The sequence below is a fragment of the Sphingobium sp. DN12 genome, assembly GCF_051058005.1.
GTDB lineage: Bacteria > Pseudomonadota > Alphaproteobacteria > Sphingomonadales > Sphingomonadaceae > Sphingobium > Sphingobium yanoikuyae.
The window spans coordinates 4,570,272-4,596,565 of sequence record NZ_CP173717.1; the positions used below are offsets into that span (position 1 = coordinate 4,570,272).

The following is a 26,294-nucleotide window of genomic DNA, read 5'->3' on the forward strand; positions in this document are numbered from 1 at the left end:
TCGTCGGCTGTTCCAGCCGACTTCAGAATGCTCTAGGCCGGCGCAGGACCATCCTGTTTGCGTCCCGCTGCGCGGCCGAGCAGGGCGGCACCGGCCAGCACCAGCGCCGCGATCAGGAAGGCGCTGCCGATGAAGGGCAGGATCGGACGGGTGCCGACCGAGGCGGAATAGACCGCGCCGAAGAAGAGCGGGGAGACGATGCCGGCGATCGCGCCGACACTGTTGTTGGCGCCCTGCAACTGGCCCTGTTCGCTTTCGGAGACGCGCTGCGTCATCAGCGACTGGATGGTCGGCATGGCGAGGCCCCAGAGCGCATTGGGGAACATGGCGGCGACGAACAGCCAGCCGGTGGGCGCCAGGCCCATGGCGGCGATGCCGACTGCGCCGAAGCCGAGGCCCACGACCATCGTTGTGCGATCGCCCAGCCGTTTCACCACCGGGCCGACCAGCAGGCCCTGCACCGCCATGTCGAGCAGACCGACCATCGCCAGCAGGGTGCCGACCTGCCAGGCGCCCCAGCCATAGCGGTCGCCGGCATAGAGGACGAACACGGCCGAGAAGAGATGATGGGCGAAATAGAGGAGGAAATTGACGATCGCGAGGCTCGACAGCTCGGGGTGCGAGCGCAGCAATTGCAGCGCGCCGAAGGGATTGGCGCGGCGCCAGCTGAACGCCATGCGCTTTTCCGGAACGAGCGATTCGGGCAGCACGATGAGGCCATAGAGGAAGGCGAGGCCGGACAGGCCCGCCGCCGCCCAGAAGGGCGCACGGTGCGAGATCTCGCCCAGCACCCCGCCCAGCAGCGGCCCGGCGACGAAGCCCGCGCTGAACGCTGCGCCGATCAGACCATAGCCACGCGCCCGACCCTCCGGCGGGGTGATGTCGGCCATATAGGCGAAGGTGGAGGTGAAGCTGGACGAGGTGATGCCGGCAAGGATGCGGCCCAGCGCCAGCCACCAGAGATTGGGGGCCACCGCCATCAGCACATAGTCGAGCGCCAGCCCCGCGACCGAGATCAGGATGACCGGCCGGCGCCCGAAGCGATCGGACAGCGACCCGATCACCGGCGAGCAGATAAACTGCATCGCCGCCCAGAGCGCGACGAACAGGCCATTCCACAGGCCCGCGCTGGTGCTGGAGCCGGACAATGTCTCGATCAGCTGCGGCAGCACCGGAATGACGATGCCCATCGACATGACGTCGAGCAGCGCCGTCACCAGGATGAAGGCGATGGCGGCGGTGCGGCGCGGATGGGCGGGGGCGGTCATGGCGCAGGCGCTATCCTGCCGGGATGGCGATGCCAAGCGCGATGGCGCGATGTTCAGGCATGAGGCGCCGTTTCACCATGTCTGGCGCCCCAAAAAAAGGGCCGCCCCGGCGGGACGGCCCCAGCTCATGCTATGGGATGCATGAAGGGATCAGCGCTGCTCGCGATCCTGATTGTCGCGGCGTTCCTGCTGGCCGCCGCCTTGCTGGCGACGCTGTTCATCCTGTTGGTTCTGCTGGTCGGGCTTGCCGGGCTGACCGCCCTGCTGACCGGGATTCTGGTTCTGGTTTGCCATCTCACACTCTCCTAACGGGCATCGTAACCCGCCTGCGCTCAACTTGGGCCGGTGCGGCGATGTTCCGAAAAATCATGCTGATCGAAATCAAGTCTGCCGCAAGCTGCGGACAAGCTGCCATATTTCCTGTGTCTCGCCTAAAATTGGGCCGATCGAAGCGGCGATGGCGGCGATGGCGTCATGGGATTGTTCCGTCGGCTTGCGCGACCGTGGGCTTGGGCTAGTCTGCGCCCGTCCACAGCAGGAGAGCGCCGATGACCACCGATCGCGATGATGTGCCGTCCCCCGTCGAGCGGCTGGCGGAGGATCGCAACTGGATCGCCTCGACCGGGCTCAGCCGGCGTCACATCCTGGCCGGCGGCGCCTTTGCCGCCGGTTTTGCCGCCGCCTGCCAGCCGGTCGCGGCCAGCACCATCCAGACCCCGGCCGACGGGCTGGTGGAGGAAGCCGTCTCGATCCCGACCAGCGACGGTTTCGCCATGCCCGGCTTCGTCGCCCGGCCGGCGGGCAAGAAGAAGGCGCCGGTGATCGTCGTCGTGCATGAGATTTTCGGCGTCCATGAATGGGTGCGCGACATGTGCCGGCGCTTCGCAAAAGCGGGCTATCATGCCGTCGCGCCGGATCTGTTTGCCCGCCATGGCGACGCGACCAAGGTCAGCGACTTCAAGCAGCTTGTCGCCGAAATCGTCAGCAAGGCACCGGACGCGCAGGTGCTGTCCGACATCGATGCCACCTATGCCTTTGCCGGCGCCCATGGCGGCGACGCGTCGCGGCGTGGCATTACCGGCTTCTGCTGGGGCGGCCGGGTGGTCTGGCTCTATGCCGCGCACAGCGCCGCGCTCGACGCCGGCGTCGCCTTCTACGGCCGGCTCGTGACCCAGAAGAACGACCTGCAGACCCTGTCTGTGATCGAGGAGGTGGGGCAGCTCAAGGCGCCGGTGCTCGGCCAATATGGCGAGCTGGACAAGGGCATACCCCAGGCCGATGTCGAGGCGATGCGCGCCGCGCTCAAGGCGGCGGGCAAGTCGCCACCCGATGCGATCACCGTCCATGCCGGCGCCGACCATGGTTTCATGGCCGATTATCGGCCCAGCTATAATGCGGCGGCGGCGAAGGCCGCCTGGACCGAAACGATCGGCTGGTTCGACAAATATGTGAAGGGGTGACCGGCACCCCTTCGCCGTTGCGCCTTATTTCTGCTTCATCGCCTCGACCGCAGCCAGCGTGCTCTTCACATGGCCGGCATAGCTCATCTCGCTATGGACGAAGGCGATGCGGCCGCTGGGCGCGATCACATAGGAGGTGCGGTCGGTCATGCCCGGCCGCATCTTGAGCGCGACATCATAGCCCGACACGATGTTCGGCCCGGCCGAGGCAACCGCGAACTTGCCGGCGCATTCCTTGGTGGAGAAGGCGACCAGATCATCGACCGGATCGGCCGACATGCCGATCACGGTGGCGCCTGCCGCCTTGAACTTGTCGATATTCTCCGCGAACTCGCGCGCCTCGGCCGAACAGCCTGGCGTGAAGGCCTTGGGGAAGAAATAGAGGACCACCGGCCCGCGCTTCAACTGGTGCGACAGGGTGACGGTGAAGGTCTTGCCGGCCAGCGCGCCGCGGGTGGTGAATTCCGGCGCCTTGGCGCCGACCGCCAGTGCCGCCATGCTGCCCTGCGTGCCCAGGGCTGCGGCCGCCAGGGCCAGGATGATCTTTGCGCTCTTCATAAACTAGCTCCCATGGGTCGGTCAGGCGGCGGGGGTGGGCGGTTCCCACAATTCGATGGCATTGCCCTCGGGATCATGGATGCGGGCAAAGCGCCCGACATCGGGATGATCCCATTCGGGCTTGGTGATGGCCTCAACGTCCGCCGCGCGCAAGTCCGCCAGCAGCCCGTCGAGATCGGACACGCGCAGATTGATCATGAAGCTCTTGTCGGCGGCGAAATAGTCGCTGTCCTGCTTGAACGGCGAAAAGACCATCGGCCCGCCCAGCGTCTGCCAGACATATTCGTTGACCGCCGGCATGTCGGGATCGGCGCTGCATCCGCCGCCGACGCCCAGATGGGTGCGATACCAGGCGGACAGCGCAGCCGGATCACGCGCGCGAAAGAAAAGTCCGCCCATTCCCAGGACCGGCATGGCATCCCTCCTCGATTGTCGCGGCGGTGATAGCATGGCCGCGATGGCCGGTCACGCAAGGGTTGGGGGAACCCGATGCCGCCCTGCCGGGTTGGCATCGCATGCGTAACCATTTCCTCCTCGCCCTTCCGCTGCTGCTGCTCGCCGGTTGCGGCAGCAAGGAACAGAATCAGTCCGGCATGGTCACCAACATCCTGGACCAGGCCTTGCCCAGCACGCGCGATGTCCCGCCCGGCGCCAATGCCATCACCCCGGTAGAGCCTGCGCCCGACCTGCCGGTGGCCAAGGGGGAGGCGCTCCACGCCAATGCGATCCCGATCGCGCTGCAGGGGCGCTGGACCGGCACCAACGAGCGCTGCGGCGACCGGGCGGCGGCCCAGGCGCTGGAACTGACGGCGGCCAGCCTGATTTTCCACGAGAGCGTTGGCACGGTGCAGCGCGTCACGCGCGAGGCGGAGGGGCGGCTGGCGGTCGTCGCCAATTTTACGGGTGAGGGCGAAAGCTGGACCCGGACATTGATGCTGCGTCCCTCGACCGATGGGCAGCAGCTTACCATCACCAATGACGGCACGGCGATCGTGCGCAAGCGCTGCACCCCGGCCGCCTGAACCGCTTCCCCCGGCGCGCAGTCCTCGCTACAGCGGCGCGATGATCGGCCGCCTCACCCTGAGTGATTTCCGCAACCATGCGGACGCGCTGATCGTGCCCGACCAGCCGTTCGTCCTGCTGACCGGCGACAATGGCGCGGGCAAGACCAACATATTGGAAGCGGTATCGATGCTGGCGCCCGGCCGGGGGCTGCGCGGCGCGGCGCTGCGGGCGATGGCGCGGCAGGATGGCGGCGGCAGCTTCGGCATCGCGGCGGAGGTGGATGGCGTGGTGCTCGGCACCGGCGCCAGTGCGGATGCGCCCGACCGGCGGCAGGTGCGGATCGGCGGGGTCGCCTCGTCCGCCAATGCGCTGGCCGATCATCTCTCGATCGTCTGGTTGACGCCGGCGATGGACCGGCTGTTCCTCGACAGTCCTGGCGGTCGCCGCCGCTTCCTCGATCGCCTCACCCTGGCGCTCCATCCCGGCCATGCCGCGCACAGCGCCCGCTATGAAGCGGCGATGCGCGCGCGCAACCGGCTGCTGACCGATCTGCGCCGGGCGGACCCGGCATGGATCGGCGCGCTGGAGGCGCAGATGGACGAGCATGGCACGGCGCTCGCCGCTGCCCGCGCCGATCTGGTCGCGCGCCTCAACCGGCAATTGGTCGATCAGCCCGACGAGCCCTTCGCCCGGCCCCTCATCCGAATCGCGCGGGAGGATGGTGCCAGCGACGAACCGTTCGGCCAGCGGCTTGCCCGCGAGCGGCGACGCGATGCCGCGGCCGGCCGCACCCTGTCGGGGCCGCATCGTCATGATCTGGATGTCATCCACATCGCCAAGAATCAGGCGGCGGCGCTCTGTTCGACCGGCGAGCAGAAGGCGCTGCTGCTTTCGATCCTGCTGGCCCATGCGGCTCTGGTGTCGGCCGATCGCGGCCAGCCGCCGGTGCTTCTGCTCGACGAAGTGGCGGCGCATCTCGACCCGTCGCGACGAGCTGCGCTGTTCGACCGATTGCGTGAAACCGGCGGCCAGGTCTGGATGACCGGCACGGAAGATAGTCTTTTCAACGAGTTGAACGGCGCAACCCGGCTCCATGTAACGGCCGGGCATGTTTTTCGTTCCGCAGCATGACGCATCGCAGCAACGACTCATCGCTCGGCGGTTTTCAAGACGAACGGCGTCTGCCCTAAGGAGGTCATCGGGGATTATACCTACCTACAAGTCGGGGGTCGCAAGGAATGATCGGTGGTTTTCGCGCGCTGTTCGCAGCCGTCATGCTTGCGCTCGGTGCCTTCTCTGCCGTTCCCGCCACCGCCGGTGTCCTGCAATGCGCCCCCTTCGCCCGCGAAGTTTCTGGCATCGAGATTTTCGGCAATGCCAACACCTGGTGGAACCAGGCCGCCGGTCGCTATGACCGTGGCCATGAGCCCCGCGTCGGCGCCGTCCTGTCCTTCGCGTCCAGCCGCGCCATGCCGGTCGGCCATGTCGCCATGGTCAGCAAGATCGTCAATGATCGCGAAGTGCTGCTGACCCACGCCAACTGGTCCTATCGTGGCGGTGTCGAGCGCAATGTCCGCGCTATCGACGTGTCGCCCAACAATGACTGGACCGACGTGCGCGTATGGTATGGCCCGATCGGCGACGTTGGCCTGCGTTCGAACCCGACCAACGGCTTCATCTATGCCGACAAGCCGGAAATCGATCAGCCGGTCCAGATCGCCCTGGCCGATCGCGCCACCGCCGGCAGCGACAGCGCCAAGGGTGCTTTCTGAGCCGTTAACCCAATCCTTACGGATGGGGCTCTAGGGTCGATCGCGGTGGGGCGATACTCGACGCTTAGAGGTCGCATTAAATGTTTCGATATGTCCGCTGGATGGCTTTGCTGTCCGGCCTGACGGCGGCGCCCGTGCTGGGCGCCACGGCGCTGCAGTGCGTTCCTTATGCGCGCATCGTGTCGGGCGTGGAAATCTATGGTGATGCGCTGACCTGGTGGGACCAGGCACAGGATCATTACAAGCGCGGCAGCATCCCCAAAAAGGGGGCGGTGCTCGCCTTCCGGCCCGTCGGGCCGATGACGCTCGGCCATGTCGCCGTGGTCAGCCGGATATTGGATGGTCGCCGCGTGCTGATCCGCCACGCCAACTGGTCGTCGCCCGGCGCGATCGAGGAGGATGTGCTGGCGATCGACGTGTCGGACGCGGGCGACTGGAGCCAAGTGCGCGTCTGGCACAGCCCGACCGGGCAGATGGGCGCCCGCATCAACCCGACCTTCGGCTTCATCTATCCGGCCAAGGCGAAACTGCATCCCTTCACCCCCGATCCGGCGCTGGGCAGCAGTCTTCGCTATGCCAGCGCCGCGGCCGACACAGGCGATGGTGAGGACGGTGTGGAGGTTGCGCCGCTGCCCAGGGCGGCGACACGGATGGCGTCGGTCCAGACGCATGCGATGGTGGCGGCGGTTTCGCCCAAGCCTGCTGCGCTCCGGCGCAAGGCGGCGCCCCGTATCGAGGCGGACCCGTTCATCATCGAATATGCGGACAACAGCCCGTCGGATCGCTCGCTGGGCGACGTCATCGCCGACGTGAAGCGCGAATCCCTGATGAACTGACCGGCCCCCGCGATCGAGCGGGGACCGGCCTTATCTGCTTATTCGGCGTCGGCGGCCTTGTCGCCCTCGGCGCCTTCGGCCGGATTTTCGAACCAGGCCTCGACTTCACCCGACAGCTTGATGGTCAGCGGGTTGCCGTGACGGTCGCGGGTCTTGCCGGCGGCGACGCGAATCCAGCCTTCGGAAATCGAATATTCTTCCACATCCTTGCGCTCGCGGCCCTTGAAACGGATGCCGATGCCGCGCTGCAGCACCTCCATGTCGAAATGGGGGCTGCGCGGGTTGGTGGACAGATGGTCGGGGGGCGTGTCGCTCATGATCTCAATTTCCCTGAAAATGCTGCGCAGCGCCTACTCTTTCCTGCCCGCAGGCGTCAACCGCCGCGCCCGTCATCGACATCGCAGAAGATGCGGCGGATGACGCCTTCGTCCAGCCAGTTGGCGAAACGTTCCTGCGCGTCGGTAAGGCCGGCAAAGGGATAGGCGACCGGTTGGTCGCCAACGGCGCGGCTGGCGGCGGTCAGGCGCATCATCGCGTCGGGCGCGACGGTCAGGATGCGGCCGCGCCGGTCGGTCGATGCGCTGTTGATGCCGACCACCCGGCCATCGGTGGAGAAGACCGGGCCGCCGCTGATCCCCGACAGGGTGCCGTCGCCCTCGGGCAGGCGGCCACGCTCGGCCCAGACCAGCACCGGCTGGTCGATGCCGCTGCTGCCGCGCCGCGCTTCGGCCCGGCCGATCAGTTCGGACAGGACCAATGTCGGTTCGCCGGCGGGAAAGCCCATATGATAGCCGGTGGAGCCGGGCGAGGGCGCGCCGCTGCGCAGCGGCAGGGCGGCGGGGCTGCGGGGACCGCGCGGGATGATCGCGGCATCCGATTCCCGGCTTTCGATGACGCGTGGCACTTCCAGCGCGCGGCCGCGCTGTTCCAGCCCGACGCGCGAACAGCCATGGGTGACATGTTCGGCGGTCATCCACACGCCGCTGCGATCGACGGCAAAGGCCGTGCCCATGGCGTCGGCCGGGCCGCCGGGCCGATCCTCGATAATATATTGTTCCTCGCCCCCGCGCGGCAGCGGGCGGCGGGGCGAGCGGGGATCATATTGTTCGACCTGCAAGGACGGTGCCTGCATCTCGCCCAGCCAGGCGAGCAGCAGGATCAGGCCCAGCAGCCAGGGCAGGCAGCCACAGCCCCCACGCCCCATCGCGTCAGCCCGCCACGGCCGCAGCCGTCAGGCAGGCGACCGCGGCCTTCATCATCGCCAGGAAGATCGCGGCGGAACGCTCATTCGCCTCGATCCGGCCCGACAGCGATCCCAGCAACAGGTCGACCAGGCGAAAGGCGATGAGTTGCAGCACCAATGTGACGCTGCCCCAGATAATGACGTCCCAGACATTGACCGATCCGGCGAGGCAGAAGGCCAGCGGCACGGCGAGGCCGACGGAGGCGCCGCCGAGCGAAATGGCAGCCGCCTCGTTGCCGGCGCGGATCAGCTTGAACTCGTCGTGCGGGGTTATCCACATATAGACCGCCATGGCGACCGCCCAGACCAGGGTGGCGCAGGCGAGGTGGAGAAGCAGGATCGGCAGGCCCGACAACAGGCTCTGGATGACGGGTGTAGGATCGCTCATGGGCACAGAAATGCCGCAACCCGCCCTCGGGTTCAATCGGGGCGGGCCGCGATATGGATTTGGTCAGGCGGGATCAGCGGCAGACACGCACCCGGACCCGGCGGTCGCGATAGGAATTATAGCGCCATTCGTCCCAGCAGCGCTGGCGATAGGCGGAGCGATGATAGCCGCGTCGTCCATCATAATAGCGCCGGTCGCCGCGCCAGCGACGGCGGTCGTCCCAGCGGCGATTGTCCCAATGGCGCCGGCCATCCCAGCGGCCGTCGCGATCGCCGCGCCAGCCGTCGCTGCGATAATGCTGCGCCTGGGCAGGCGCGCTGGTGGCGGCGATGCCGGCCATGGCCAGGCCCAGCATCGCGGCGCTTTTCCACAGGAATTTCATCTTGCTTCTCCTCTGTCCGGCCCGGCTGCCGGGGCAGCGCGGGGACGTGGGGAGGAGAATGGGGGCCGGTCACTGAACCGTCCGGGAACGGGGCTGACAGGCTTTGTTCAGCCCGCCCGGACGGTCGCAATTCTGCCTCGCATCATCGGTGCGCGGCGGTGTTTCAGCGTCCGCGCAGCGCCGTCTCTGCCTCGATCATATAGTCGCGAGTGATCGGCAAGGCGCGGCGATCGCGCACATATTGGACCTGGAAATTGACCATCGATCCATGTTCGAACACGGTCGCCGCGCCCGCCAGATAGAAGGTCCACAGGCGGAAGAAACGCTCGTCATAGAGGGCGACGATATCCGCCTTGTGCGCCATGGTCCGCTTGTACCAGTCGCGGATGGTCAGGCCATAATGGATGCGCAGCACCTCCACATCGGTGATCATCAGCCGCGTGCCTTCGCTGCCCGCCACCATTTCCGACAAAGCGGGGATATAGCCGCCGGGGAAGATATATTTGGTGGTGAAGGTGTCGGTGATGCCGGGGCCATCAACCCGGCCGATGGTGTGGATCAGCATCACGCCGTCCGGCGTCAGCAGGTCGCGGCACTTGTTGTAGAAGACGCGATAGTCGGCGGTGCCGACATGTTCGAACATGCCGACCGACACGATCCGGTCGAACGGCCCTTCAATGTCGCGATAGTCGATCAGCTCGAACCGGACATGGTCGGCCACGCCCGCGTCGATCGCCCGCTGGCGCGCGACCTTCAACTGCTCTTCCGACAGGGTGATGCCGGTGACGTCGACACCGAAATGCTTATGCAGGTACAGCGCCATGCCGCCCCAGCCGCAGCCGATGTCCAGCACCTTCATGCCCGGCTTCAGGTAGAGCTTGGCGGCGATATGCGCCTTCTTGTCTTCCTGCGCCTGTTCCAGGCTGATCCCCGCCTCATTCTCCGCATCGGGGAAATAGGCGCAGCTATATTGGCGGTCACGGTCGAGGAAGAGGGCGTAGAGCGCGCCCGACAGGTCGTAATGATGGGCGACGTTGGCCTTGGAGCGGCTGCGGTGATTGGCCTTCCACAGCTTGCGGCGGACCGTCTTCAGCGCGCGCTGCACCGGTCCCTTGGCGTCGATCGACTTGCCATTTTCCCAGGCGTTGTTCTGGCGGATCATGGACACGAATTCCATGATGCCGCCGCCCTCGATCGCCACCCGGCCATCGATATAGGCCTCGGCCATGCCCAGGCGCGGATCCTTGACGATGTCGAGGGGCACGCGCTTGTCGAGGAAGCGCAGCGCCAGAGGGGGCAGGTCGGGATCGGGCGAACCGACGGTAACGCTACGGCCATCGGCATAGAAAACGGTCAACTGACCCTTGGTGACAAGACGTCTCAGAACGCGGTCGAAAATCTTCATGGAGCAGGCTGGTCCTTCTCGTTACGCGGCCGTCAAATACCTGCATACCAATCATAATTGGCGCGGTCTTCCCAAAAACCGCCCTTGCCCCGACCGATGGACAATAGGCTCTCGACCGCCTCGATCCGCATCAGATATTTGGCCTGTTTATAGCCCAGTTGCCGCTCCACCCGCAGCCGCAGCGGCGCGCCATTGGCGACGCTCAGCGGCCGGTCGTTGAGCGCGAAGGCCAGGATGGTCTGGGGATGGAAGGCATCGATCAGGTCGATGCTCTCATAATAAGCGGTGCCGCCGCCCATGTCGTCGGCGCAGTGGAAGACGATATAGCGGGCGCGATCGCGCAGCCCCGCGCCGTCGAGCAGCAGCTTCAACGGCACGCCGCGCCATTTGCCGATCGCGCTCCACCCCTCGACACAGTCATGGCGGGTGATTTGCTCGCGATGGGGCAGGGCGTGCAATTGCGACAGCGAAAGCGACAGGGGCCGGGCGACCAGTCCGTCGATGCGCAGCCGCCAGTCGGCAAAGCCGCTGCGCCACAGCGCCTTGTAGGCCGGGGTGTTGGGGTTGGCGGTGCCGTTCGCGCGGAAGAAGGGCGAAATCTGATCGGGCCGGAATTCCTGCGCCAGTGCGTCGCGCGCCATGATTGTGCGCTGCGCCCATTGATGAAAATTGTCGGCGGAAAAGAGGATGTCGCGGGCCAGCGGCTGGCGCGCGATCCGGTCGCATCCCGCCAGCGTCGCGGTTGCGCCCAGCAGCAGGGTGCGGCGGGTCAGGATCATGGCCGGTCCTCAGGGAGGCGATAGCGGCCGGTGATCATCGATCCTATCTCGTTCACCGGGCCGGCCAGCAGCACCATCAGCATATGGACCAGGAAGAAGGCGACCAGCGCGAAGGCGGTCAGGAAATGGATCGACCGGGCCGACTGGCGCCCGCCGAACAGGTCGACCAGCCAGGGCCAGGCGGCGTTCATGCCGGGCGACATGGTAAGGCCGGTCAGGATCAGCAGCGGCAGGGCGATGAAGATGACGGCGATATAGCTCGCCTTCTGCAGCACATTGTAGCGCAGCGCCGCGGCGCCGGTGGGGAAGTGCAGCCGGGCATGGTCACAAATGTCTTGCCAGACATGGCGCGGCGCCAGCTCGCCCCGGCGAAAGGCCAGGTCGCGGGCGATATGGCCGCCTGCCAGGCTCCAGAGCATGTAGAAGAGCAGCGCGAAGGCGAAGATCGGCGCGGCGGTCAGGTGCCAGTGGCGCGACAGCGCCAGATTATAGAGGGCGGGCAGGGTGATCCAGCCGGGGAACCGGTCCAGCTCCAGCCAGGCATGATCGAAATTGGCGCCATATTGCCCCCAATAAAGGCGGGGATGGGCGTTGAAGATGCCAAGGCCGGAGGTGAAGAGGATATAGAGCAGCAGCGCATTCAGCCAGTGCCACAGCCGGGTGGTCAGGCGGTGGCGGCGGACCATGTCCCCTGCGGCGTAAGGCGGCTCCATGGGCATGACCCTATTGTCTTTCGTCGAAATATCCAGCCGCATCGCGGTCGTTCGCATGTCCAGGCCCGTCGTTGGTCGAATGGCCATGGTGTGCGCCGTGCGATTGCGATCAACGGCTGGCCTTGCAAGGGACTGATGAAGTCGACTTCAAAGAATTTTCGTACAGAAATTTGAATTGATAAAATTCCTCCACGAAATGGGAGTATAAACAAGGTCGCCTGTCACGATTTTCGGCGCTTCGACGCAGATATTGGATGGGTAATATGAAGAGTATCACGTTTTTCATCGCTTCGGCTGTTCTATGTTTTGTTTCGGCGCCTGCCTTGGCGCAGGATTATGCCCCTTTCACGGGTGCCCATGCCGAAATCATCACCGGTTATGATGTGGTCGATGCCAAGGGCGTCAAATCGGCCGACGGCCTGCTCTATGGCCTCAATGCCGGTTATGACTTTGCCCTGGGCGGCCTGATCCTGGGCATCGAGGGCGAGATTTCCGATTCCACCACTCGCCTGCATGTCGCCGGCGGCAAGAGCGAGACCGACCGCGATCTTTATGTCGGCGGGCGGATCGGCGTGCCGCTTGGCAGCAAGGCGCTCGCCTATGTGAAGGCGGGCTACAGCAATGCCCGGATGGAATATGAAGCCAGTGACGGCGAAGGCGGCCTGATCCGCGGCGGCGACAATGGCGACGGGCTGCGGCTGGGCGCGGGTCTGGAATATCGGATCGCCGAAAAGCTCTTCCTCAAGGGGGAATATCGCTATTCCGATTATGAGGCAGGCGTGTCGCGCCATCAGTTGGTGACGGGCATCGGCCTGCGCTTCTGATCGCCCGGAAACCGGGGCTTTCGCGAAGGGGGCGGCTGTCGGGCCGTCCCCTTTTTGCGGCCGGTCGTGCTGCAGTCGCGTTGTCACACTTTTGCAACACAAGCCCTGAAATTGATTGAAATAAAGGCCTTGCCCCTTTGCAAGTGAGTTTGGCGATCCTAGATGGCCACTGCGCTCTCATGATGCAGAGGGGGCAGTTCCTATCCGAAGTGTCGGAGAAGAATAAGCAGGAGGAAGTGTGACTCTATTTCATATTTTCCTAGCATCAAACCTGAACGCTAGATGAACAATTAAGTCGTAGCGTCATAATAAATATCGAGGACTTTATGAAGACTGTGATTTTCGCAGCGATTGCTGCTGCTGCCGCTGTTTCGGCCCCCGCTTTCGCTCAGGATGCTGCGCCGTTCACCGGTCCGCGCGCTGGCGTCACCATGGGCTTTGACAAGGCGCAGGGCGAAGACGGTTTCAGCTACGGCGTGACCGCCGGCTACGACCTCGCCGTTGCCAACCGCGTGACCTTCGGTCCGGAAGTGTCGTTCGGTGACTCGACCGTCGACGGCCAGGGCTTCGACGCCAGCCGCGACCTCGCCGCTTCGGTCCGTCTCGGCTATGTCGTGACCCCGCAGATCCTGGCGTTCGGCAAGGTCGGCTACGCTTCGAGCCGCATCGAAGCCGCTGGCGCCCACACCTCGCTGGAAGGCGTGCGTTACGGCGGTGGCCTGGAATATTCGGTGACCCCGAACACCTACATCTCGGCCGAATATCAGCGCACCGAGTATGAAGATAATTTCGGTGGCCGTGACGCTGGCGTCGTCGGCATCGGCTTCCGTTTCTGATCCCTCTCGATCGGAATATGGGGAAGGGCGGTCCGTTCGGGCCGCCCTTTTTTTATGCCGGCAGCGGCGCCCGATCGGGCGCGACCCAGGCCCGGCGCGCGGCCGGGCTCATCAGCGTCTCGCGCGTCCAGTAGGTGAAGGGCCAGTCCTTGTCGCCCAGCGGCGACGCCATCAGCGCCGCATAGGCTGCGGCCGGCGTCACATCGGCGGGCAGGCCGGCCAGCAACTGCCGGGCCATGTGCAGCGAGGCCTGGGTGATGGTCTCATGATAGCCGCTCGTGTCGCTGTTCACCCCGCCGACGCTTTCATTGTAGCGGCGGATCATGCCGGGCATGTCAATTTCGGCGTCAACATCGGGCCGGCGCAGGATCAGCCACAGCGCGGTCGCGAAATGGGCGCCATGGGTCCAGCGCGCCTTGGGCAAGGTGCAGGCGCAAAAGCCGGTGCCCAGCGCTTCGATCTCGTCATCGGTCATCCTTATTCCCCCAAAAGAAAAGCCCCGCCGGTATGGGCGGGGCTTGTCGTCGCGCGTCTGGGCGCAGCCAGTCGTCCCCGGATTATCCGAGTGCGGCTTGCTTCTCTTCGGCCAGGCGCTTGAGTTCCGCCTTGCTCTTCTTCTCGCTCGCCGACTTGAGCTGGCCACAGGCGGCCATGATGTCGCGGCCGCGCGGCGTGCGCACCGGTGCGGAAATGCCGCCCTCGAACACGATCGTGCTGAACGCGCGGATCCTTTCGGGGCTCGAACATTCATAGTCGGTGCCCGGCCAGGGGTTGAACGGGATCAGGTTGACCTTGGCCGGCAGCTTGTACTTGCGGATCAGGCGGACCAGCTCATGCGCGTCGGCATCGCTGTCATTCTTGTCCTTGATCATCACATATTCGAACGTGATGCGCCGGGCATTGTTCGCCTTGGGATAATCGGCACAGGCCTGGAGCAATTCCTCGATGCCATATTTGCGGTTGAGCGGCACCAGCTCGTCGCGCACTTCCTTGGTCACGGCATGGAGCGAGACCGCCAGGTTCACGCCGATTTCCTCGGCCGCGCGCGCCATCATCGGCACGACGCCGCTGGTCGACAGGGTGATGCGCCGCTTCGACAGGGCCAGGCCATCGCCGTCCATCACCAGCTTGAGCGCGTCGCGGACATGATCGAAATTATAGAGCGGCTCGCCCATGCCCATCATCACGATGTTGGTGAGCATGCGGCCGTCCGCCGTATATTGCGAATCCTCGTCCGTCTCGTCGTCATTGGCGCTGGCCATGCTGCCCTTGGGCCATTCGCCCAGCGCATCGCGTGCCAGCATGACCTGGCCGACAATCTCGCCCGGCGTCAGGTTGCGCACCAGTCGCATCGTGCCGGTGTGGCAGAAGCTGCAATTGAGCGTGCAGCCGACCTGGCTCGACACGCACAAGGTGCCGCGATCCGCATCGGGGATGAAGACCATCTCATAATCCTGGCCATCGTCCGAACGGAGCAGCCATTTGCGGGTGCCGTCGTTCGACACCTGCGCCTCCACCACCTGCGGCCGGCCGACGATGAAGCGTTCCGCCATCCACAGCCGCATCGGCTTGGCCAGGTCGGTCATCTTCTCGAAATCGGTCTCGCCGCGATGATAGAGCCAATGAAACAGCTGCTTGGACCGCAGCTTGGCGGCCTTCTGGTCGAGTCCGGCTTCTTCCAGCACGCCCTTCATCTGGGCGCGGGTCAGGCCCAGCATGTCAACGCGTCCGTCCTCACGGGGCGTCACCGCGCGGGGCACGGGCACAGGGTCGATAAGGCCGGGAATCGGCATGATGGGATTGGCGGCGGAATGCATGGCCGCGCACATAGTCGATTTTGCCGGATTTTTAAAGTGGCGTTGCAATCAGCGTAAACGGGCGCACCCCAGCGCAGCTGCGTCGATCGCTGTGGCCGCGCCGCGCAGCGCATAGCTGTCGGCAAAGGCGCCGCCCTTGGCCGATGTCGATTGCACGCTCATGCTGCTGGCGGAGCGCATCGCGGCGATGATCGCGGCATCGTCCTGCGGATTGGCGGCCCAGGCGTCGGCCTGGCCGGCGACCAGTGCGAAACGGCGGTCGCCGACGCTGAGCGAGACCCGCGCATTGGCGGCGCGCGGGCGGCTGAGGCGGAAATGGACCTGGCCGCGGACATGCTGGCGCGGCCAGGTGCCGACGGCGGCAAAACCCTTGGGCGCATCGCCCGCGCGGCGCGGCACCGGCATGGCGATGGCGTAGCAGCGCGGGCCGTTCTGGCCGGTGCCGGGATCGCGAAACGCCCCCCAGCTTTCGAAAATGCCGAGCGAATCGCGCGCCATGGCCGGACTGACGAGGATGACGAGCGGGATCAGCAGGGCGGGCAGGCGGCGCATGGTCCGGGCAAAGCGCAAGCCATCGTCATTTGCAAGCCCGGCTTCGTTTCGAAAGCGCGTCGAGGTGCTTGCCGCCGCTGACATAGCGGTTATGAAGGACCATCCATCATTGCCGCCGGGATTCGACCGAATCCTCGCCATCGACGCAAAAAGAACGGACAGAACAGGGACATGAAGGCCACCATCGAACGCGCAACGCTCCTCAAGAGCCTCAGCCACGTCCAGTCGGTGGTCGAGCGGCGCAACACGATTCCGATCCTGTCCAACGTGCTGATCGAGGCATCGGCGGATGGCGCGATCAAGCTGATGGCGACCGATCTCGACCTGCAGGTCGTGGAAAGCGTGTCGGCCCAGGTCGAACAGGCCGGCGCCACCACCATTTCCGCGCACACGCTGTTCGACATCGCCCGCAAGCTGCCCGAAGGCAGCCAGGTGTCGCTGCAGGCGGCCGACGGCAAGATGCTGATCCAGGCCGGCCGCGCCCGCTTCAACCTGTCGACCCTGCCGCGCGACGACTTCCCGGTGATTGCCGAGGGCGATTTGCCGACCAGCTTCGAACTGCCGGCCGAAACGCTCAAGCAGATCATCGACAAGACGCGCTTCGCCATCTCGACCGAAGAGACGCGCTATTATCTGAACGGCATCTATTTCCACGTCTCGGACGAAGGTTCGCCGGTGCTGAAGGCGGCGGCGACCGACGGTCATCGTCTGGCCCGCGTGACCGTGCCGCGTCCCGACGGCGCCGACGGCATGCCGGGCATCATCATCCCCCGCAAGTGCATCGCCGAACTGCGCAAGCTGCTCGACGAGGTCGAGGGTTCGGTGCAGGTCAGCCTGTCGGCCAGCAAGATCCGCTTTGGGCTGGGCAGCGCGATCCTGACCAGCAAGCTGATCGACGGCACCTTCCCCGATTATAGCCGCGTCATTCCGACCGCGAACGACAAGCTGCTCAAGATCGACCCGCGCAGCTTCGAGGAAGGCGTGGACCGCGTTGCGACCATCGCCACCGAAAAGACCCGCGCGGTCAAGATGAGCCTCGACAAGGACAAGATCACCCTGTCGGTCACCAGCCCGGAAAATGGCACGGCGGCCGAAGAAGTGCCCGGCGCGTTCCAGGGCGAAGGCTTCGATATCGGCTTCAACGCTCGTTATCTGCTCGACATCCTTGGCCAGATCGACACCGACATCGTCGAACTGCACCTGGCCGATGCGGCCGCACCGACGCTGATCCGCGAAAATGATCGCAGCCCGGCGCTCTATGTGCTGATGCCGATGCGCGTCTGACCGGTCTTGCCGGGAGATCGCTGAATATCAGGGAATCTCCCGGACCCGGCGGGTAATCGCTTCTCAAGCTTTGTCGGTTAGACGATCGGCATGGCTATTGTCCGCAAAACAGATACTGATGCGCCGGCCAGGACCGCGAGCCTGCTGGTTTCGCTGGGTCTGGCCGAAAGCGGCACGGAAGTCGCCGCCAACTGGCTGTCGCGCAGCTTCACCCATGTCGCCGCCCTCTGGCCGCTGATGCTGTTGGCCAAGCTGTGCGTTGCGGCGCTGCTCGGCATGCTTTCCTTCACCCGGCCGGAACATGGCGCCCTGCTGTGCGGCGTGGTGCTGATCGACGGCTTGCTGATGCTGGTGCCGCGCTGGGCGCTGTTCCGCAATCTGCGGCCCCATGTCCAGAACTGGCTGATGCTGCCCGCACTCTTCTGCTCGGGACTGATCTTCAGCCTGTGGCTGGCGCAGGGCAATGGCGTGGCAATGCCTTCCGCCGTGCCGGAAATGGCGATCGCGCTGCTGGCGGTCTGCATCGTCGGCGATCGGCGCCTGTTGGGGCTCAGCTATTTTATGGGCGCGCTGTTGGTGGCCGGCATCGCCCATGCGGGCATGGTGCATCTGGGGCTGCTGGCCAGTTGCCTGGCGGTAATGGCGATCGCCACCCTGCGGCAGGCGGCGGCGGATCGTGAACGGGCGATCGAACAGCATCGGCAGGATCTCAAGGCGCAGCGTTCCGACCGGTTGCTGGAGGAATATGAACAGTCCGGCCGCGGCTGGTTCTGGGAAACCGATCGCCACGGCCAAATCACCTATATCTCCGCCACCCTGGCCGAACCGCTGGGCGTGGAAGCGGGCAGCCTGATCGGCCGGTCGCTGACCGACATCATCCAGCAGGGTGACCGGCAACAGGGCGATGGCGAGCGGACGCTGGGCTTCCACCTCTCGGCCCGGACCGGCTTTGCCGACATCGCGGTGCGGGCTGCGATCGCGCGCGAGGAACGCTGGTGGTCGATCTCGGGCGAACCGGTGTTCAACGAATATGGCCAGTTTCACGGCTTTCGCGGATCGGGCACCGACCTGACCGAAATGCGGCGCAGCCAGGCGGAAGTGACGCGCCTGGCCCAATATGATTCGCTGACCGGCCTCGCCAACCGCGTGCAGATGCTGCAGGCGCTGGAACAGGCGGTGCTCGGTTCCCGTGGCAAGCAGGGCGAATGCGCGCTGATGATGCTCGATCTCGACCGGTTCAAGAGCGTTAATGACACGCTCGGTCATCCGGCCGGCGATGCGCTGCTGCGCCAGGTCAGCCAGCGCCTCCAGCGCGTGGTCGGCAATCAGGGGCTGGTGGGGCGCCAGGGCGGCGACGAGTTCAAGGTGCTGGTGCATGGTCGCCATGACCGCAACCGGCTCGGCCTGCTGGCACAGGCGATCATCAGCGCCCTGTCGCAACCCTATTCGATCGAGGGCACGGGCGTGGTGATCGGCGTGTCGATCGGCATTTCCTTCTGCCCGGAAGATGGCGTCACCGCCGATGCCCTGATCCGCAATGCCGACCTCGCGCTCTACAAGGCGAAGGGCGATGGGCGCGGTGTCTATCGCTTCTATTCGGCTGACATGCACGCCGATGCGGAGGATCGCCGCCAGCTGGAACAGGATCTGCGCCATGCGCTGACCGCGGACGGCCTGCACCTCGTTTACCAGCCGATCGTCAGTTCGACGACCGAGCGTATCACCGGCTATGAGGCGCTGTTGCGCTGGGATCATCCGGTGCGCGGCGCCATCTCGCCCGCCTTGTTCGTCCCCATTGCGGAGGATAGCGGCCTGATCGCGCCGATCGGCGAATGGGTGATGCGCACCGCCTGTCGTGACGCGGCCCAGTGGGACGCGGGCATCCGCGTTGCGGTCAATGTCTCGGCGATGCAGTTCGCCAATCCCGGTTTCCCGACCACCGTCATGCAGGCCCTGGCGAGCGCGCAACTGGCGCCCGAACGGCTGGAGCTGGAAATCACCGAAAGCGTGTTCCTGAACGACAATGACGGCACCGACGCCATGTTCACCCGGCTCAAGGGGCTGGGCGTGCGGCTGGCGCTCGACGATTTCGGCACCGGCTATTCGTCGCTCGGCTATCTGAAGAAGGCGCCGTTCGACAAGATCAAGATCGACCAGAGCTTCGTGCGCGGCGCCGCGATCCGGGGCAGCCGCAACAGCGCGATCATCAAGGCGATCGTCAGCCTGGCCGAGGCGCTGGGCATGGACACCACGGCCGAGGGCGCCGAGACCCGTGACGAGCTGGACCTGATCCGGCAACTGGGGTGCAGCCATATCCAGGGCTATATCTATGGCCGGCCGATGCCCGCCGCCCAGGTGCTGGAAGGGCAGCGCGCCAATGGCGTCTCCGCCCGGTCGGAAGGCTTCCAGTCGAGCCGGCCGGAGCGCAAGGCGATGCTGCGCACGGTCGCCGTCCATCATGACGGCCATGTCTATAATGGCCGCATCCGCAACATCTCTGCCACCGGCGCGATGATCGAGGGGCTGTGGAATGTGCCGGAAGGCACGCAGTTCGCGATCGACCTGTCGGAGGGGCAGAGCGTCGACGCGACCACCCGCTGGTCGCGCGAGGACCGCATGGGGGTGGAGTTCGCCGCCCCGATCGATCTGGCCCTGCTCCGCCCGCAGGCGCGCGCACTGGCCGGATAGCGACACAGGCGACCGGCCGGACATCGCCCGGCCGGTCGCCCTTTCAGAAGAACAGCTTGCGGAAGCTGACCGACACCGTCCGGCCGAGCGGATCGAGATAGCCCGGCTGATAGCGGACCGGGGTTGCCCCGGTTGCGTCGGTCACGTCGCGGCGGGTGTTGAAGATATTGTCGATGCCGATCGACACGCGCGCGCCGCGCAGGAAGGGATGGGCCTTCACCAGGCTGGGCATCTGGCCGAAATTCGCGAACAGCCGCAGATTGGCGGTCGCCAGGCTGGCAAAGTCCAGCCGCGAACTGCCGCCCAAGGCGCCATCGACATGGGTGCCGCTTTCCCAGTCGACGCCCAGCCGGCCGCCAATGCCATTGTTCACATAGCCGACCCGCGCCTTCAGTTCGTGGCGCGGCTGCCCGCCCGACGAGCCGACCGCATCGCCGTCGAGCAGGTTGAGTTCGGGCACGCCCGGCGCGATCAGGATGCTCTCGGTCAGGTGCCAGGTATGATAGAGGCTGAAGGTCAGCCGCCCGCCGGCCTGGCCGGCGCCGGGGCCACGGAAACCACCCGGCCCACCAAAGCCGCCGCCCGGACCACCGGGGCCACCCGGCCCGCGCGGACCATCGCCACCGGCCTGTGCATTGTCGCCACCCTGGCCGCCATTCTGGCCACCGGGGCCATCATTGCCGCGCTGGTTGTTGTCGCCGTCGCCGCGGGGCGCGCCGTCATTGCCTTCGCCGCGCGGCGGACCGCCCTCGCGATTGCCCTCCGCGCCGTCGCGTGGGCCACGATTGCCGAAGGCAGCGCGCATGTCCTGCAATTCCTTGGGGCGATCCTCGGGCTTGGCGCCGGCCGCGCGCCACGCCTCGATCACCTTCTGGATGTGCGACTTCAATGAGATGGACAGGTCGAAGCCCCAGCGCAGCTGTTCGCTCTGCGAACGCAGATAGTTGATCGGCCGCCCGTCGATGCTCAGCAACTGGCCATCCTCGTCGCGCATGAAGCGCTGCGGGAAGGCATTTTCGATCGCCGGCGTCGGCGTCGGGAAAGCGGAAATGGGGTTGCTGGTCCGGCTGTTGAGATAGGTCGCCGTCAGCGTCAGGTTCGGTTTCTCGAACGGCTTGATCCGGGCGTTGATGCGGAACTGGTCGCGCGTGCTGGATCGCAGGTCGGGGTTGCCGCCGGAAAATTGCGTGACGAACACGGTCTGGCCGGTGGCATAGTCGAACACCGACACGTTCGGCGTCGAAATCACCGGATCGTTGATCTGCGTGCCTGTCGGCGCCGACTTGTCCTGATTGGCCGACACCAGCAACTGCACTGCCGGCACCGGCCGCCAGCGCAGGCCATAGCCCAGCGTCGACAGCGTGCCGAAATCCGACAGATGCTGCGCCCCGGCGTTCATGTTGACGCCGACATCGCCGATCGCGCCCAGGAATCCCTTGGACCGGCTGGTCAGCGGTATGTCGAAACTGACCTGTCCGCTCGCAATCTCGCGATTATAGTCGAGGCCGCGCTCCACGCCCGACCGCACCGAATGGCTTTCAAAGCCATTGGCCGATCCCCCGACCCGCACCGACGTCATGACATTGCCGGCCGGCAGGGTCAGCAGCGATCCGCTGACCAGCAGGTCGCCGCCGATCGCGCGCGATTGCGACCGGGCGCGGTCGGTCAGGCGCGATTGCAGCAGGTCGGCGGTGAAGGCGCCATAGGGATTGACGCTGGCCGATCCGGCGTCGAGCGCGGCCTGGATGCCGCCCGTGTCGACGCCGCGATCGGTGCGGGTGCGGGTGTCGGAAATGTCGCCATTGCCGGTGAAGGACCATTGCCAGGTGCCGCCCAGCCGACCGTTCAGCGTGACGCCGACATGGCCGGTGGTGCCGCGGATCTTCTGCCCCAGCGCGCCGGCCTGCTCCAGATAGCGATAGAGGCGGACATCGTTGCCAAAGGCGGAGAAGGGATTGCCGCCGGGCAGGGTGAGGGTGGCCGCCGACAGGCCCTGGAGCGAATCATTGTCGGACAGTTCCAGCCGGCCGTTGATCGTTGCGGATACGCCGCCCAGCGCGCGCGCCAGGGTCGCGTTGGCGGAAAAATTTTCGGTTGCGGGGCTGAGCGTGCGATATTTGCTGAGATTGCTGACGCTGGTCTGGTTCGCGCCGGCGACGAAATCATTGAGGTCGGGGGCGCCATTGGCGGCGCTGCCGGGCACGCTGGCGACCGTGACGGTCTGGCCGGCGGCGGCCGACAATGCCGGGTCGATCTCCGCCCCCCGCTCGATCGCGGTGATATTGCCGGCCAGCGAATAGGGCATGCTGGGCGCCGCGGCATTGATGCCGCGCTCGCTCTCCAGCAGATTGTCGGCCCGGCTATATTTGACGTTCAGCGTCAGCCGATTGTCGCCCCGGATGCGCAGCACGCCCACTTCGCCCTGGCCATTTTCGCGTCCGCCATCGGTGGTGGTGCCGCCGCGCAGGTCGACCGTGGTCGCGCGGAAACGCTGGCGCAGGACGATGTTCACCACCTTCTGCGTCGGCGCATAGCCATAGGACAGGGCCACTTCCTCGGGCAGGATGTCGACCCGCGACACCGCTTCGGACGGCAGGTCGGAAATTTCCGAGAAGCTGGAAATGCGCTTGCCGTTCAGCAGGATGACCGGCGTGCCGTTGGTCTGCGGCGACAATTCGGTGATGATTTCGGAAATCGACGTGACGCCCAGTGCCCGGACATCGGCGGGGGACAATTGCTGTTCGGGCTTGATGTCGCCGGGCACCGCGCCGCGCTGGACCGCGCCGGTCACGACGATCTCGTCGCCCTCGTCCATCTGGGCCGGCGGCCCCTTCTGCTCGGCCTCCTGCGCCATCAGCGCGCCGGGCGCCGCGCCCAGCATCAGTGAAAACAGCAGCAGCGACGTCGTCTGGCGCACGGAAATTTACCCCTAATCTGGACCCTGACAGGATCTCGTTTAGGCCGCACTTGTCGCAAAAATCTGGCAAGGCAAAGACAGTTTTGTCGCAAAGTGTAACGGCGCGTCACATGGTGCAACAAATGCGTGTTCGGGGCGTGATCGGCTTCACTTGCGATCCCGCGTCAGTCGGGCATAGACGGGCTTTCGCGGCCGCGCCTGACGGCCGGACGAAGGGGGATTATATGCGCCATTCCATCATCCTGCTGCCCTTGCTGTGCCTGGCCGCACCGGTCGCCGCGCAGCAGCCTGACGATCTCAACCGCGTCATCGACGAAGGGCTGAACCACAGCCAGGTGATGCAGATCGCCCAGCATCTGACCGACGATATTGGCGGGCGCATGACCAATTCGCCGCAGATGCGGCAGGCCGAGGCCTGGACCGCCGACCAGTTTCGCCAATGGGGCCTGTCCAATGTCCGCAAGCAGGGCTTTCGCTTCGGTCGCGGCTGGTGGATTGCCGCCTCCTCGGTGAAGATGATCAGCCCACGCCCGATCCAGCTCACCGCCATCCCCATTGCCTGGACGCCGCCGACCAATGGCGTGCTGAGCGCACCGATCATCGTCGCACCGATGAAGAAGGAGCGCGATTTCGATGCCTGGCGCGGCAAGCTTGCCGGCAAGATCGTACTGGTGTCGCTGCCCGGCACCGGCGACGAGCCGAACGAGGCTGCCTTCCAACGGCTGAAGGGCGAGGATATCGAGAAGCTCGACAGGTTCGAGCAGCCGAAAAATGATCCGGCCTCGCTGGAGCGGCTGATGAAGCGCCTCAGCTTCATCCGCAAGCTGGAGGCCTTCCTGAAGGCCGAGGGGGCGGTCGGATGGGCGCGTCAATCCTATCGCGACGGCAAGTTGCTGCATGGCGAAGGCTATGATTTCGGCGTCAGCGACACGCCCGCGCTGCCCGGCGTCGAGATCGCGGCGGAGGATTATCGCCGACTCGCCCGCCTCGCCAAGACCGGCCCGGCGCCGGTGCTGGAAATCAACAGCGACGTCCGTTTCGACGACAGCGACGTCAACGCCTACAACATCCTGGCCGATATCCCCGGCAGCGATCCCAAGGCCGGTTATGTCATGGCCGGCGCGCATCTCGACAGCTGGGTCGCGGGCGACGGCGCGGCGGACAATGGCGCGGGCAGCGCCATGATCATGGAGGCGGCGCGTATCCTCAAGTCGCTCGGCATCAAGCCCAAGCGCACGATCCGCTTCGCCCTCTGGTCGGGCGAGGAACAGGGACTGTTCGGCTCCATGGCCTATGTCGACGAATATCTCGCCACCCGCGCGCCGGGGCCGAAGGAGGAAGAGGGGCGGGAGGAAATGTATTTCCGCTACAAGACCCGTTTCCCGATCACGGCCAAGCCCGGCTATGCGGACCTGAAAGCCTATTTCAATATCGACAATGGATCGGGCAAGCTGCGCGGCCTCTATGCCGAGCGCAACGTCGCCGCCGTCTCGCTGCTGCGCGAATGGCTCAGCCCCTTTGCCAGCATGGGCGCCGGCAATGTCGTGTCGCAGCCGACCGGCGGCACCGACCATGAATATATGCAGGCGATCGGCGTGCCGGGCTATCAGTTCATCCAGGATCCGCTCGACTATGAAAGCCGCGTCCATCACAGCGGCGTCGATACCTTCGATCATCTGAAGGCGGAGGATATGCGTCAGGGCGCGGTCGTCCTCGCCGGCATGCTGTTGCAGGCGGCGAACAGCGACAAGACCCTGCCGCGCATGCCGCTGCCGACCCAGCCGGCGGTCAGCGATCCGTTCAAATATGAGGATCCGGCGCTGGACTGAGGGTAACGGGCGGGGCGGCGGCGTCGCCACCTCGCCTAGCTCTGGGCGTCGTGGAAGATGATGCCCAGCGTGTGACGCATGCCGGACAGGAGCCGGCTGACGCCATGGCGCATCTGCACCCGGTGGACGCCGCGCGTGCCCATCACCGGCCGCTCACGCACCGGGAAGACCACGGCATCGCCCTTGCGCAGCGGCACCATTTCAGGCCGCGACTGCATGCGCGGGCGCTGTTCGGTCAGGATGAAGGCTCCGCCGGTGAAGTCCGCTTCCGGCTCCGACAGCAATATCGCCGCCTGCAACGGGAAGATGGTCGCGCCATAGACATCCTGGTGCAGCGCATTCCAGTCACCCGCCTCATAGCGCAGCAGCAAGGGCGTCGCCCTGTCCTGGCCGCCAAGCGCGCACTGGTTGAGGAAATCGGCGTGGCGGACGGGATAGAGCGCATCGCTCCCCAGCATCGCCGCCCAGCGATTGGCGACCTCTACCAGCGGCGGATAGAGCGCCTCGCGCAGTGCGGCGACAGACTCGGGCAATGGGTAGTTGAAATAGCGATAGCGCCCCCGGCCATAGCCATGGCGCGCCATCACCACCTCCTTGCGGAAGGCATGGGGCTGGTCCCATAGCGCGACGATCGCGTCGCACTGGTCCGAGGAAAGCAGGGCAGGCAGGCGCGCGGCGCCATGCAGGTCGAGGTCAGTGAGGTCCATGGCGCGCAGCATGGGCGGCGCGCGGCGCAGCGTCATCCCGCGCCTTGCGCTCAAATCCGGCGGATCATTTCGGCTTGCGGAACCGATAGAGAAAGCGATCGGTCTTGCCGCGAATGGCGGGATCGAACACCAGCTTGCTATGATCGTCGGCCGGATTGGCGAGCAGCGGACTCTGTGCCTCCAGCACGAAGCCGGCGCGCAGGAAATCGGCCTTCACCACCGCCGGGTCGATCCGGTGCAGCTTGTCGACTACCGTGCGCGTGTCGCCGGCCGGGCCGACATGGTCGATGATGCCGACGATTCCGCCCGGTTTGGTTGCGGCATAGAGCGTCTTCACGAAGACATCGGGGTCGGTGCGCGGAATGCCATATTTGTCCGATTGCCAGTAGAGATCATGATAGCTTAGATTGATGATGCTGAAGTCGAAACTGTCGGGCGCCGCCGCGAAGGCCTCGAACGGATAGCGCACCCAGTCCACTTCCGGCCGGCGCGCGACCAGCGCCGCCCATTTGGGCTTCTCTTCCTCGCTGGCATAGAATTGGCTGGGCTCGAACCCGGTGACCTTGCCCTTGGGGCCGACCGCATCGGCCATGATCTCCGCCCAATAGCCCGATCCGGTCATGATGTCGGCCGCCTTCATGCCGGGCTTGAGGCCCAGGAAGGCCAGCGTCTCTGCCGGCTTGCGGCTTTCGTCCAGTGCGCGCGCGTCGGCCGGACGCTTTGGGTCAGCCACGGCGGCAGCTAGATCACTCTTTGCGGTGGCGGCGATCGGGGCGGACAGGGCAAGGCCGCTCAGGGCCAGGGCAAGCATCAGGCGCATGGATTGTCCCCTCATGGAAGGCGCGCCAGCATGCGCCCGATCGCGCATCCGTTCAACGATCCGCGCCGATGCCGGTCGATCGATTCCAGTCGTTGGTCGAAGGGGGGGCAGGTCCGCCGCGTCCACTCGGCTCTCCACATGCACGTTCAGGCCCAATCATATTGTCATGGTTAACGGGCTCGGCTTGGGACGGCGCGGGGGCAGATGATAA

Annotated in this window: 27 protein-coding genes; 11 read left to right on the top strand and 16 right to left on the bottom strand. The window is 65.6% G+C overall.

The window, feature by feature from the left end:
• Positions 1 to 32: 32 nt before the first annotated feature.
• Positions 33 to 1,268, bottom strand: a complete 1,236-nt coding sequence (locus ACI6S0_RS21715; RefSeq protein WP_434404307.1) for a TCR/Tet family MFS transporter — start codon at positions 1,266 to 1,268, stop codon at positions 33 to 35.
• Positions 1,269 to 1,409: 141 nt separating this feature from the next.
• Here ACI6S0_RS21715 and ACI6S0_RS21720 point away from each other — a divergent pair, with 141 nt between their 5' ends.
• Both ACI6S0_RS21720 and ACI6S0_RS21725 read left to right on the top strand, forming a co-directional pair.
• A complete protein-coding gene (locus tag ACI6S0_RS21720; protein WP_010336493.1) occupies positions 1,410 to 1,577 on the top strand; it encodes a hypothetical protein in 168 nt (55 codons plus the stop codon).
• 239 nt (positions 1,578 to 1,816) lie between these two features.
• On the top strand, positions 1,817 to 2,728 hold the full coding sequence (locus ACI6S0_RS21725; protein WP_434404308.1) for a dienelactone hydrolase family protein: 912 nt from the start codon (positions 1,817 to 1,819) through the stop codon (positions 2,726 to 2,728).
• Between the two features lie 24 nt (positions 2,729 to 2,752).
• Here ACI6S0_RS21725 and ACI6S0_RS21730 read toward each other — a convergent pair whose 3' ends face one another.
• Both ACI6S0_RS21730 and ACI6S0_RS21735 read right to left on the bottom strand, forming a co-directional pair.
• A complete protein-coding gene (locus tag ACI6S0_RS21730; protein WP_004209859.1) occupies positions 2,753 to 3,286 on the bottom strand; it encodes a peroxiredoxin in 534 nt (177 codons plus the stop codon).
• A gap of 21 nt (positions 3,287 to 3,307) precedes the next feature.
• A complete protein-coding gene (locus tag ACI6S0_RS21735) occupies positions 3,308 to 3,700 on the bottom strand; it encodes a VOC family protein (protein ID WP_303758904.1) in 393 nt (130 codons plus the stop codon).
• A 101-nt stretch (positions 3,701 to 3,801) separates the two neighbouring features.
• Here ACI6S0_RS21735 and ACI6S0_RS21740 point away from each other — a divergent pair, with 101 nt between their 5' ends.
• From ACI6S0_RS21740 to ACI6S0_RS21755, 4 genes are all read left to right on the top strand, one after another.
• Positions 3,802 to 4,308 (top strand): hypothetical protein, encoded by a 507-nt coding sequence (locus tag ACI6S0_RS21740; RefSeq protein WP_434404310.1) that lies wholly within the window; start codon positions 3,802 to 3,804, stop codon positions 4,306 to 4,308.
• A gap of 40 nt (positions 4,309 to 4,348) precedes the next feature.
• Positions 4,349 to 5,422 (top strand): DNA replication/repair protein RecF, encoded by a 1,074-nt coding sequence (gene recF, locus ACI6S0_RS21745; RefSeq protein ID WP_434404311.1) that lies wholly within the window; start codon positions 4,349 to 4,351, stop codon positions 5,420 to 5,422.
• A 107-nt stretch (positions 5,423 to 5,529) separates the two neighbouring features.
• Positions 5,530 to 6,063: a CHAP domain-containing protein gene (locus tag ACI6S0_RS21750; RefSeq protein WP_434404312.1), complete on the top strand. Its 534-nt coding sequence runs from the start codon at positions 5,530 to 5,532 to the stop codon at positions 6,061 to 6,063.
• Between the two features lie 80 nt (positions 6,064 to 6,143).
• Entirely contained in the window at positions 6,144 to 6,899 is a 756-nt protein-coding gene (locus ACI6S0_RS21755; RefSeq protein WP_434404313.1) for a CHAP domain-containing protein, read from the top strand.
• A 38-nt stretch (positions 6,900 to 6,937) separates the two neighbouring features.
• Here ACI6S0_RS21755 and ACI6S0_RS21760 read toward each other — a convergent pair whose 3' ends face one another.
• The 7 genes from ACI6S0_RS21760 to ACI6S0_RS21790 form a co-directional block, all read right to left on the bottom strand.
• Positions 6,938 to 7,216: a DUF3297 family protein gene (locus ACI6S0_RS21760; protein ID WP_004209867.1), complete on the bottom strand. Its 279-nt coding sequence runs from the start codon at positions 7,214 to 7,216 to the stop codon at positions 6,938 to 6,940.
• 56 nt (positions 7,217 to 7,272) lie between these two features.
• Positions 7,273 to 8,103: a S1 family peptidase gene (locus tag ACI6S0_RS21765; RefSeq protein WP_278983513.1), complete on the bottom strand. Its 831-nt coding sequence runs from the start codon at positions 8,101 to 8,103 to the stop codon at positions 7,273 to 7,275.
• Positions 8,104 to 8,107: 4 nt separating this feature from the next.
• Complete coding sequence (locus tag ACI6S0_RS21770; protein WP_434404314.1) at positions 8,108 to 8,530, bottom strand: DUF350 domain-containing protein; 423 nt, start codon at positions 8,528 to 8,530, stop codon at positions 8,108 to 8,110.
• A gap of 73 nt (positions 8,531 to 8,603) precedes the next feature.
• Positions 8,604 to 8,912: a hypothetical protein gene (locus ACI6S0_RS21775; protein WP_037507269.1), complete on the bottom strand. Its 309-nt coding sequence runs from the start codon at positions 8,910 to 8,912 to the stop codon at positions 8,604 to 8,606.
• Positions 8,913 to 9,075: 163 nt separating this feature from the next.
• Positions 9,076 to 10,317, bottom strand: a complete 1,242-nt coding sequence (locus tag ACI6S0_RS21780) for an SAM-dependent methyltransferase (protein WP_004209872.1) — start codon at positions 10,315 to 10,317, stop codon at positions 9,076 to 9,078.
• A 32-nt stretch (positions 10,318 to 10,349) separates the two neighbouring features.
• Positions 10,350 to 11,096, bottom strand: a complete 747-nt coding sequence (locus ACI6S0_RS21785; RefSeq protein WP_434404315.1) for a molybdopterin-binding protein — start codon at positions 11,094 to 11,096, stop codon at positions 10,350 to 10,352.
• Positions 11,093 to 11,809 carry a cytochrome b/b6 domain-containing protein gene (locus ACI6S0_RS21790; protein ID WP_434404316.1) on the bottom strand — a complete coding sequence of 239 codons (717 nt, stop codon included), beginning with the start codon at positions 11,807 to 11,809 and terminating at the stop codon, positions 11,093 to 11,095. The genes ACI6S0_RS21785 and ACI6S0_RS21790 overlap by 4 nt, the downstream gene beginning before the upstream one ends.
• A 263-nt stretch (positions 11,810 to 12,072) precedes the next feature.
• On the opposite strand from ACI6S0_RS21790, the gene ACI6S0_RS21795 reads away from it, so the two are divergent.
• Positions 12,073 to 12,633 carry an outer membrane protein gene (locus ACI6S0_RS21795; protein WP_434404317.1) on the top strand — a complete coding sequence of 187 codons (561 nt, stop codon included), beginning with the start codon at positions 12,073 to 12,075 and terminating at the stop codon, positions 12,631 to 12,633.
• A gap of 326 nt (positions 12,634 to 12,959) precedes the next feature.
• The gene (locus tag ACI6S0_RS21800) at positions 12,960 to 13,469 is read left to right on the top strand and encodes an outer membrane protein (protein WP_004209879.1); all 510 of its coding nucleotides are present in this window, start codon (positions 12,960 to 12,962) and stop codon (positions 13,467 to 13,469) included.
• A gap of 52 nt (positions 13,470 to 13,521) precedes the next feature.
• Here ACI6S0_RS21800 and ACI6S0_RS21805 read toward each other — a convergent pair whose 3' ends face one another.
• The 3 genes from ACI6S0_RS21805 to ACI6S0_RS21815 form a co-directional block, all read right to left on the bottom strand.
• Positions 13,522 to 13,944, bottom strand: a complete 423-nt coding sequence (locus tag ACI6S0_RS21805; protein ID WP_434404318.1) for a hypothetical protein — start codon at positions 13,942 to 13,944, stop codon at positions 13,522 to 13,524.
• 82 nt (positions 13,945 to 14,026) lie between these two features.
• Positions 14,027 to 15,286, bottom strand: a complete 1,260-nt coding sequence (rlmN, locus tag ACI6S0_RS21810; RefSeq protein WP_004209881.1) for a 23S rRNA (adenine(2503)-C(2))-methyltransferase RlmN — start codon at positions 15,284 to 15,286, stop codon at positions 14,027 to 14,029.
• Between the two features lie 48 nt (positions 15,287 to 15,334).
• Positions 15,335 to 15,838 (bottom strand): hypothetical protein, encoded by a 504-nt coding sequence (locus ACI6S0_RS21815; RefSeq protein WP_434405984.1) that lies wholly within the window; start codon positions 15,836 to 15,838, stop codon positions 15,335 to 15,337.
• Positions 15,839 to 16,009: 171 nt separating this feature from the next.
• Here ACI6S0_RS21815 and dnaN point away from each other — a divergent pair, with 171 nt between their 5' ends.
• Complete coding sequence (gene dnaN, locus ACI6S0_RS21820) at positions 16,010 to 17,122, top strand: DNA polymerase III subunit beta (protein WP_004209883.1); 1,113 nt, start codon at positions 16,010 to 16,012, stop codon at positions 17,120 to 17,122.
• A gap of 90 nt (positions 17,123 to 17,212) precedes the next feature.
• A complete protein-coding gene (locus ACI6S0_RS21825) occupies positions 17,213 to 19,810 on the top strand; it encodes an EAL domain-containing protein (RefSeq protein ID WP_434404319.1) in 2,598 nt (865 codons plus the stop codon).
• Between the two features lie 43 nt (positions 19,811 to 19,853).
• Here ACI6S0_RS21825 and ACI6S0_RS21830 read toward each other — a convergent pair whose 3' ends face one another.
• Entirely contained in the window at positions 19,854 to 22,727 is a 2,874-nt protein-coding gene (locus tag ACI6S0_RS21830) for a TonB-dependent receptor (protein WP_434404320.1), read from the bottom strand.
• A 224-nt stretch (positions 22,728 to 22,951) separates the two neighbouring features.
• Between ACI6S0_RS21830 and ACI6S0_RS21835 the strand changes: the two genes are divergently transcribed.
• The gene (locus tag ACI6S0_RS21835; protein WP_434404321.1) at positions 22,952 to 24,556 is read left to right on the top strand and encodes a M20/M25/M40 family metallo-hydrolase; all 1,605 of its coding nucleotides are present in this window, start codon (positions 22,952 to 22,954) and stop codon (positions 24,554 to 24,556) included.
• A gap of 35 nt (positions 24,557 to 24,591) precedes the next feature.
• Here the strand turns inward: ACI6S0_RS21835 and ACI6S0_RS21840 are convergent, their stop codons facing one another.
• Positions 24,592 to 25,299, bottom strand: a complete 708-nt coding sequence (locus ACI6S0_RS21840; protein ID WP_434404322.1) for a 2OG-Fe(II) oxygenase — start codon at positions 25,297 to 25,299, stop codon at positions 24,592 to 24,594.
• Positions 25,300 to 25,327: 28 nt separating this feature from the next.
• Positions 25,328 to 26,083, bottom strand: coding sequence for a class I SAM-dependent methyltransferase (locus tag ACI6S0_RS21845; RefSeq protein ID WP_434404323.1), 756 nt, complete (start codon positions 26,081 to 26,083; stop codon positions 25,328 to 25,330).
• Positions 26,084 to 26,294 lie beyond the last annotated feature (211 nt).

Bases quoted from the DNA above. Each gene is read 5' to 3' on its own strand.
- ACI6S0_RS21715 (WP_434404307.1), bottom strand. From the start codon at position 1,268: ATGACCGCCCCCGCCCATCCGCGCCGCACCGCCGCCATCGCCTTCATC.
- ACI6S0_RS21720 (WP_010336493.1), top strand. From the start codon at position 1,410: ATGAAGGGATCAGCGCTGCTCGCGATCCTGATTGTCGCGGCGTTCCTG.
- ACI6S0_RS21725 (WP_434404308.1), top strand. From the start codon at position 1,817: ATGACCACCGATCGCGATGATGTGCCGTCCCCCGTCGAGCGGCTGGCG.
- ACI6S0_RS21730 (WP_004209859.1), bottom strand. From the start codon at position 3,286: ATGAAGAGCGCAAAGATCATCCTGGCCCTGGCGGCCGCAGCCCTGGGC.
- ACI6S0_RS21735 (WP_303758904.1), bottom strand. From the start codon at position 3,700: ATGCCGGTCCTGGGAATGGGCGGACTTTTCTTTCGCGCGCGTGATCCG.
- ACI6S0_RS21740 (WP_434404310.1), top strand. From the start codon at position 3,802: ATGCGTAACCATTTCCTCCTCGCCCTTCCGCTGCTGCTGCTCGCCGGT.
- recF (WP_434404311.1), top strand. From the start codon at position 4,349: ATGATCGGCCGCCTCACCCTGAGTGATTTCCGCAACCATGCGGACGCG.
- ACI6S0_RS21750 (WP_434404312.1), top strand. From the start codon at position 5,530: ATGATCGGTGGTTTTCGCGCGCTGTTCGCAGCCGTCATGCTTGCGCTC.
- ACI6S0_RS21755 (WP_434404313.1), top strand. From the start codon at position 6,144: ATGTTTCGATATGTCCGCTGGATGGCTTTGCTGTCCGGCCTGACGGCG.
- ACI6S0_RS21760 (WP_004209867.1), bottom strand. From the start codon at position 7,216: ATGAGCGACACGCCCCCCGACCATCTGTCCACCAACCCGCGCAGCCCC.
- ACI6S0_RS21765 (WP_278983513.1), bottom strand. From the start codon at position 8,103: ATGGGGCGTGGGGGCTGTGGCTGCCTGCCCTGGCTGCTGGGCCTGATC.
- ACI6S0_RS21770 (WP_434404314.1), bottom strand. From the start codon at position 8,530: ATGAGCGATCCTACACCCGTCATCCAGAGCCTGTTGTCGGGCCTGCCG.
- ACI6S0_RS21775 (WP_037507269.1), bottom strand. From the start codon at position 8,912: ATGAAATTCCTGTGGAAAAGCGCCGCGATGCTGGGCCTGGCCATGGCC.
- ACI6S0_RS21780 (WP_004209872.1), bottom strand. From the start codon at position 10,317: ATGAAGATTTTCGACCGCGTTCTGAGACGTCTTGTCACCAAGGGTCAG.
- ACI6S0_RS21785 (WP_434404315.1), bottom strand. From the start codon at position 11,096: ATGATCCTGACCCGCCGCACCCTGCTGCTGGGCGCAACCGCGACGCTG.
- ACI6S0_RS21790 (WP_434404316.1), bottom strand. From the start codon at position 11,809: ATGGAGCCGCCTTACGCCGCAGGGGACATGGTCCGCCGCCACCGCCTG.
- ACI6S0_RS21795 (WP_434404317.1), top strand. From the start codon at position 12,073: ATGAAGAGTATCACGTTTTTCATCGCTTCGGCTGTTCTATGTTTTGTT.
- ACI6S0_RS21800 (WP_004209879.1), top strand. From the start codon at position 12,960: ATGAAGACTGTGATTTTCGCAGCGATTGCTGCTGCTGCCGCTGTTTCG.
- ACI6S0_RS21805 (WP_434404318.1), bottom strand. From the start codon at position 13,944: ATGACCGATGACGAGATCGAAGCGCTGGGCACCGGCTTTTGCGCCTGC.
- rlmN (WP_004209881.1), bottom strand. From the start codon at position 15,286: ATGCATTCCGCCGCCAATCCCATCATGCCGATTCCCGGCCTTATCGAC.
- ACI6S0_RS21815 (WP_434405984.1), bottom strand. From the start codon at position 15,838: ATGCGCCGCCTGCCCGCCCTGCTGATCCCGCTCGTCATCCTCGTCAGT.
- dnaN (WP_004209883.1), top strand. From the start codon at position 16,010: ATGAAGGCCACCATCGAACGCGCAACGCTCCTCAAGAGCCTCAGCCAC.
- ACI6S0_RS21825 (WP_434404319.1), top strand. From the start codon at position 17,213: ATGGCTATTGTCCGCAAAACAGATACTGATGCGCCGGCCAGGACCGCG.
- ACI6S0_RS21835 (WP_434404321.1), top strand. From the start codon at position 22,952: ATGCGCCATTCCATCATCCTGCTGCCCTTGCTGTGCCTGGCCGCACCG.
- ACI6S0_RS21840 (WP_434404322.1), bottom strand. From the start codon at position 25,299: ATGACGCTGCGCCGCGCGCCGCCCATGCTGCGCGCCATGGACCTCACT.
- ACI6S0_RS21845 (WP_434404323.1), bottom strand. From the start codon at position 26,083: ATGCGCCTGATGCTTGCCCTGGCCCTGAGCGGCCTTGCCCTGTCCGCC.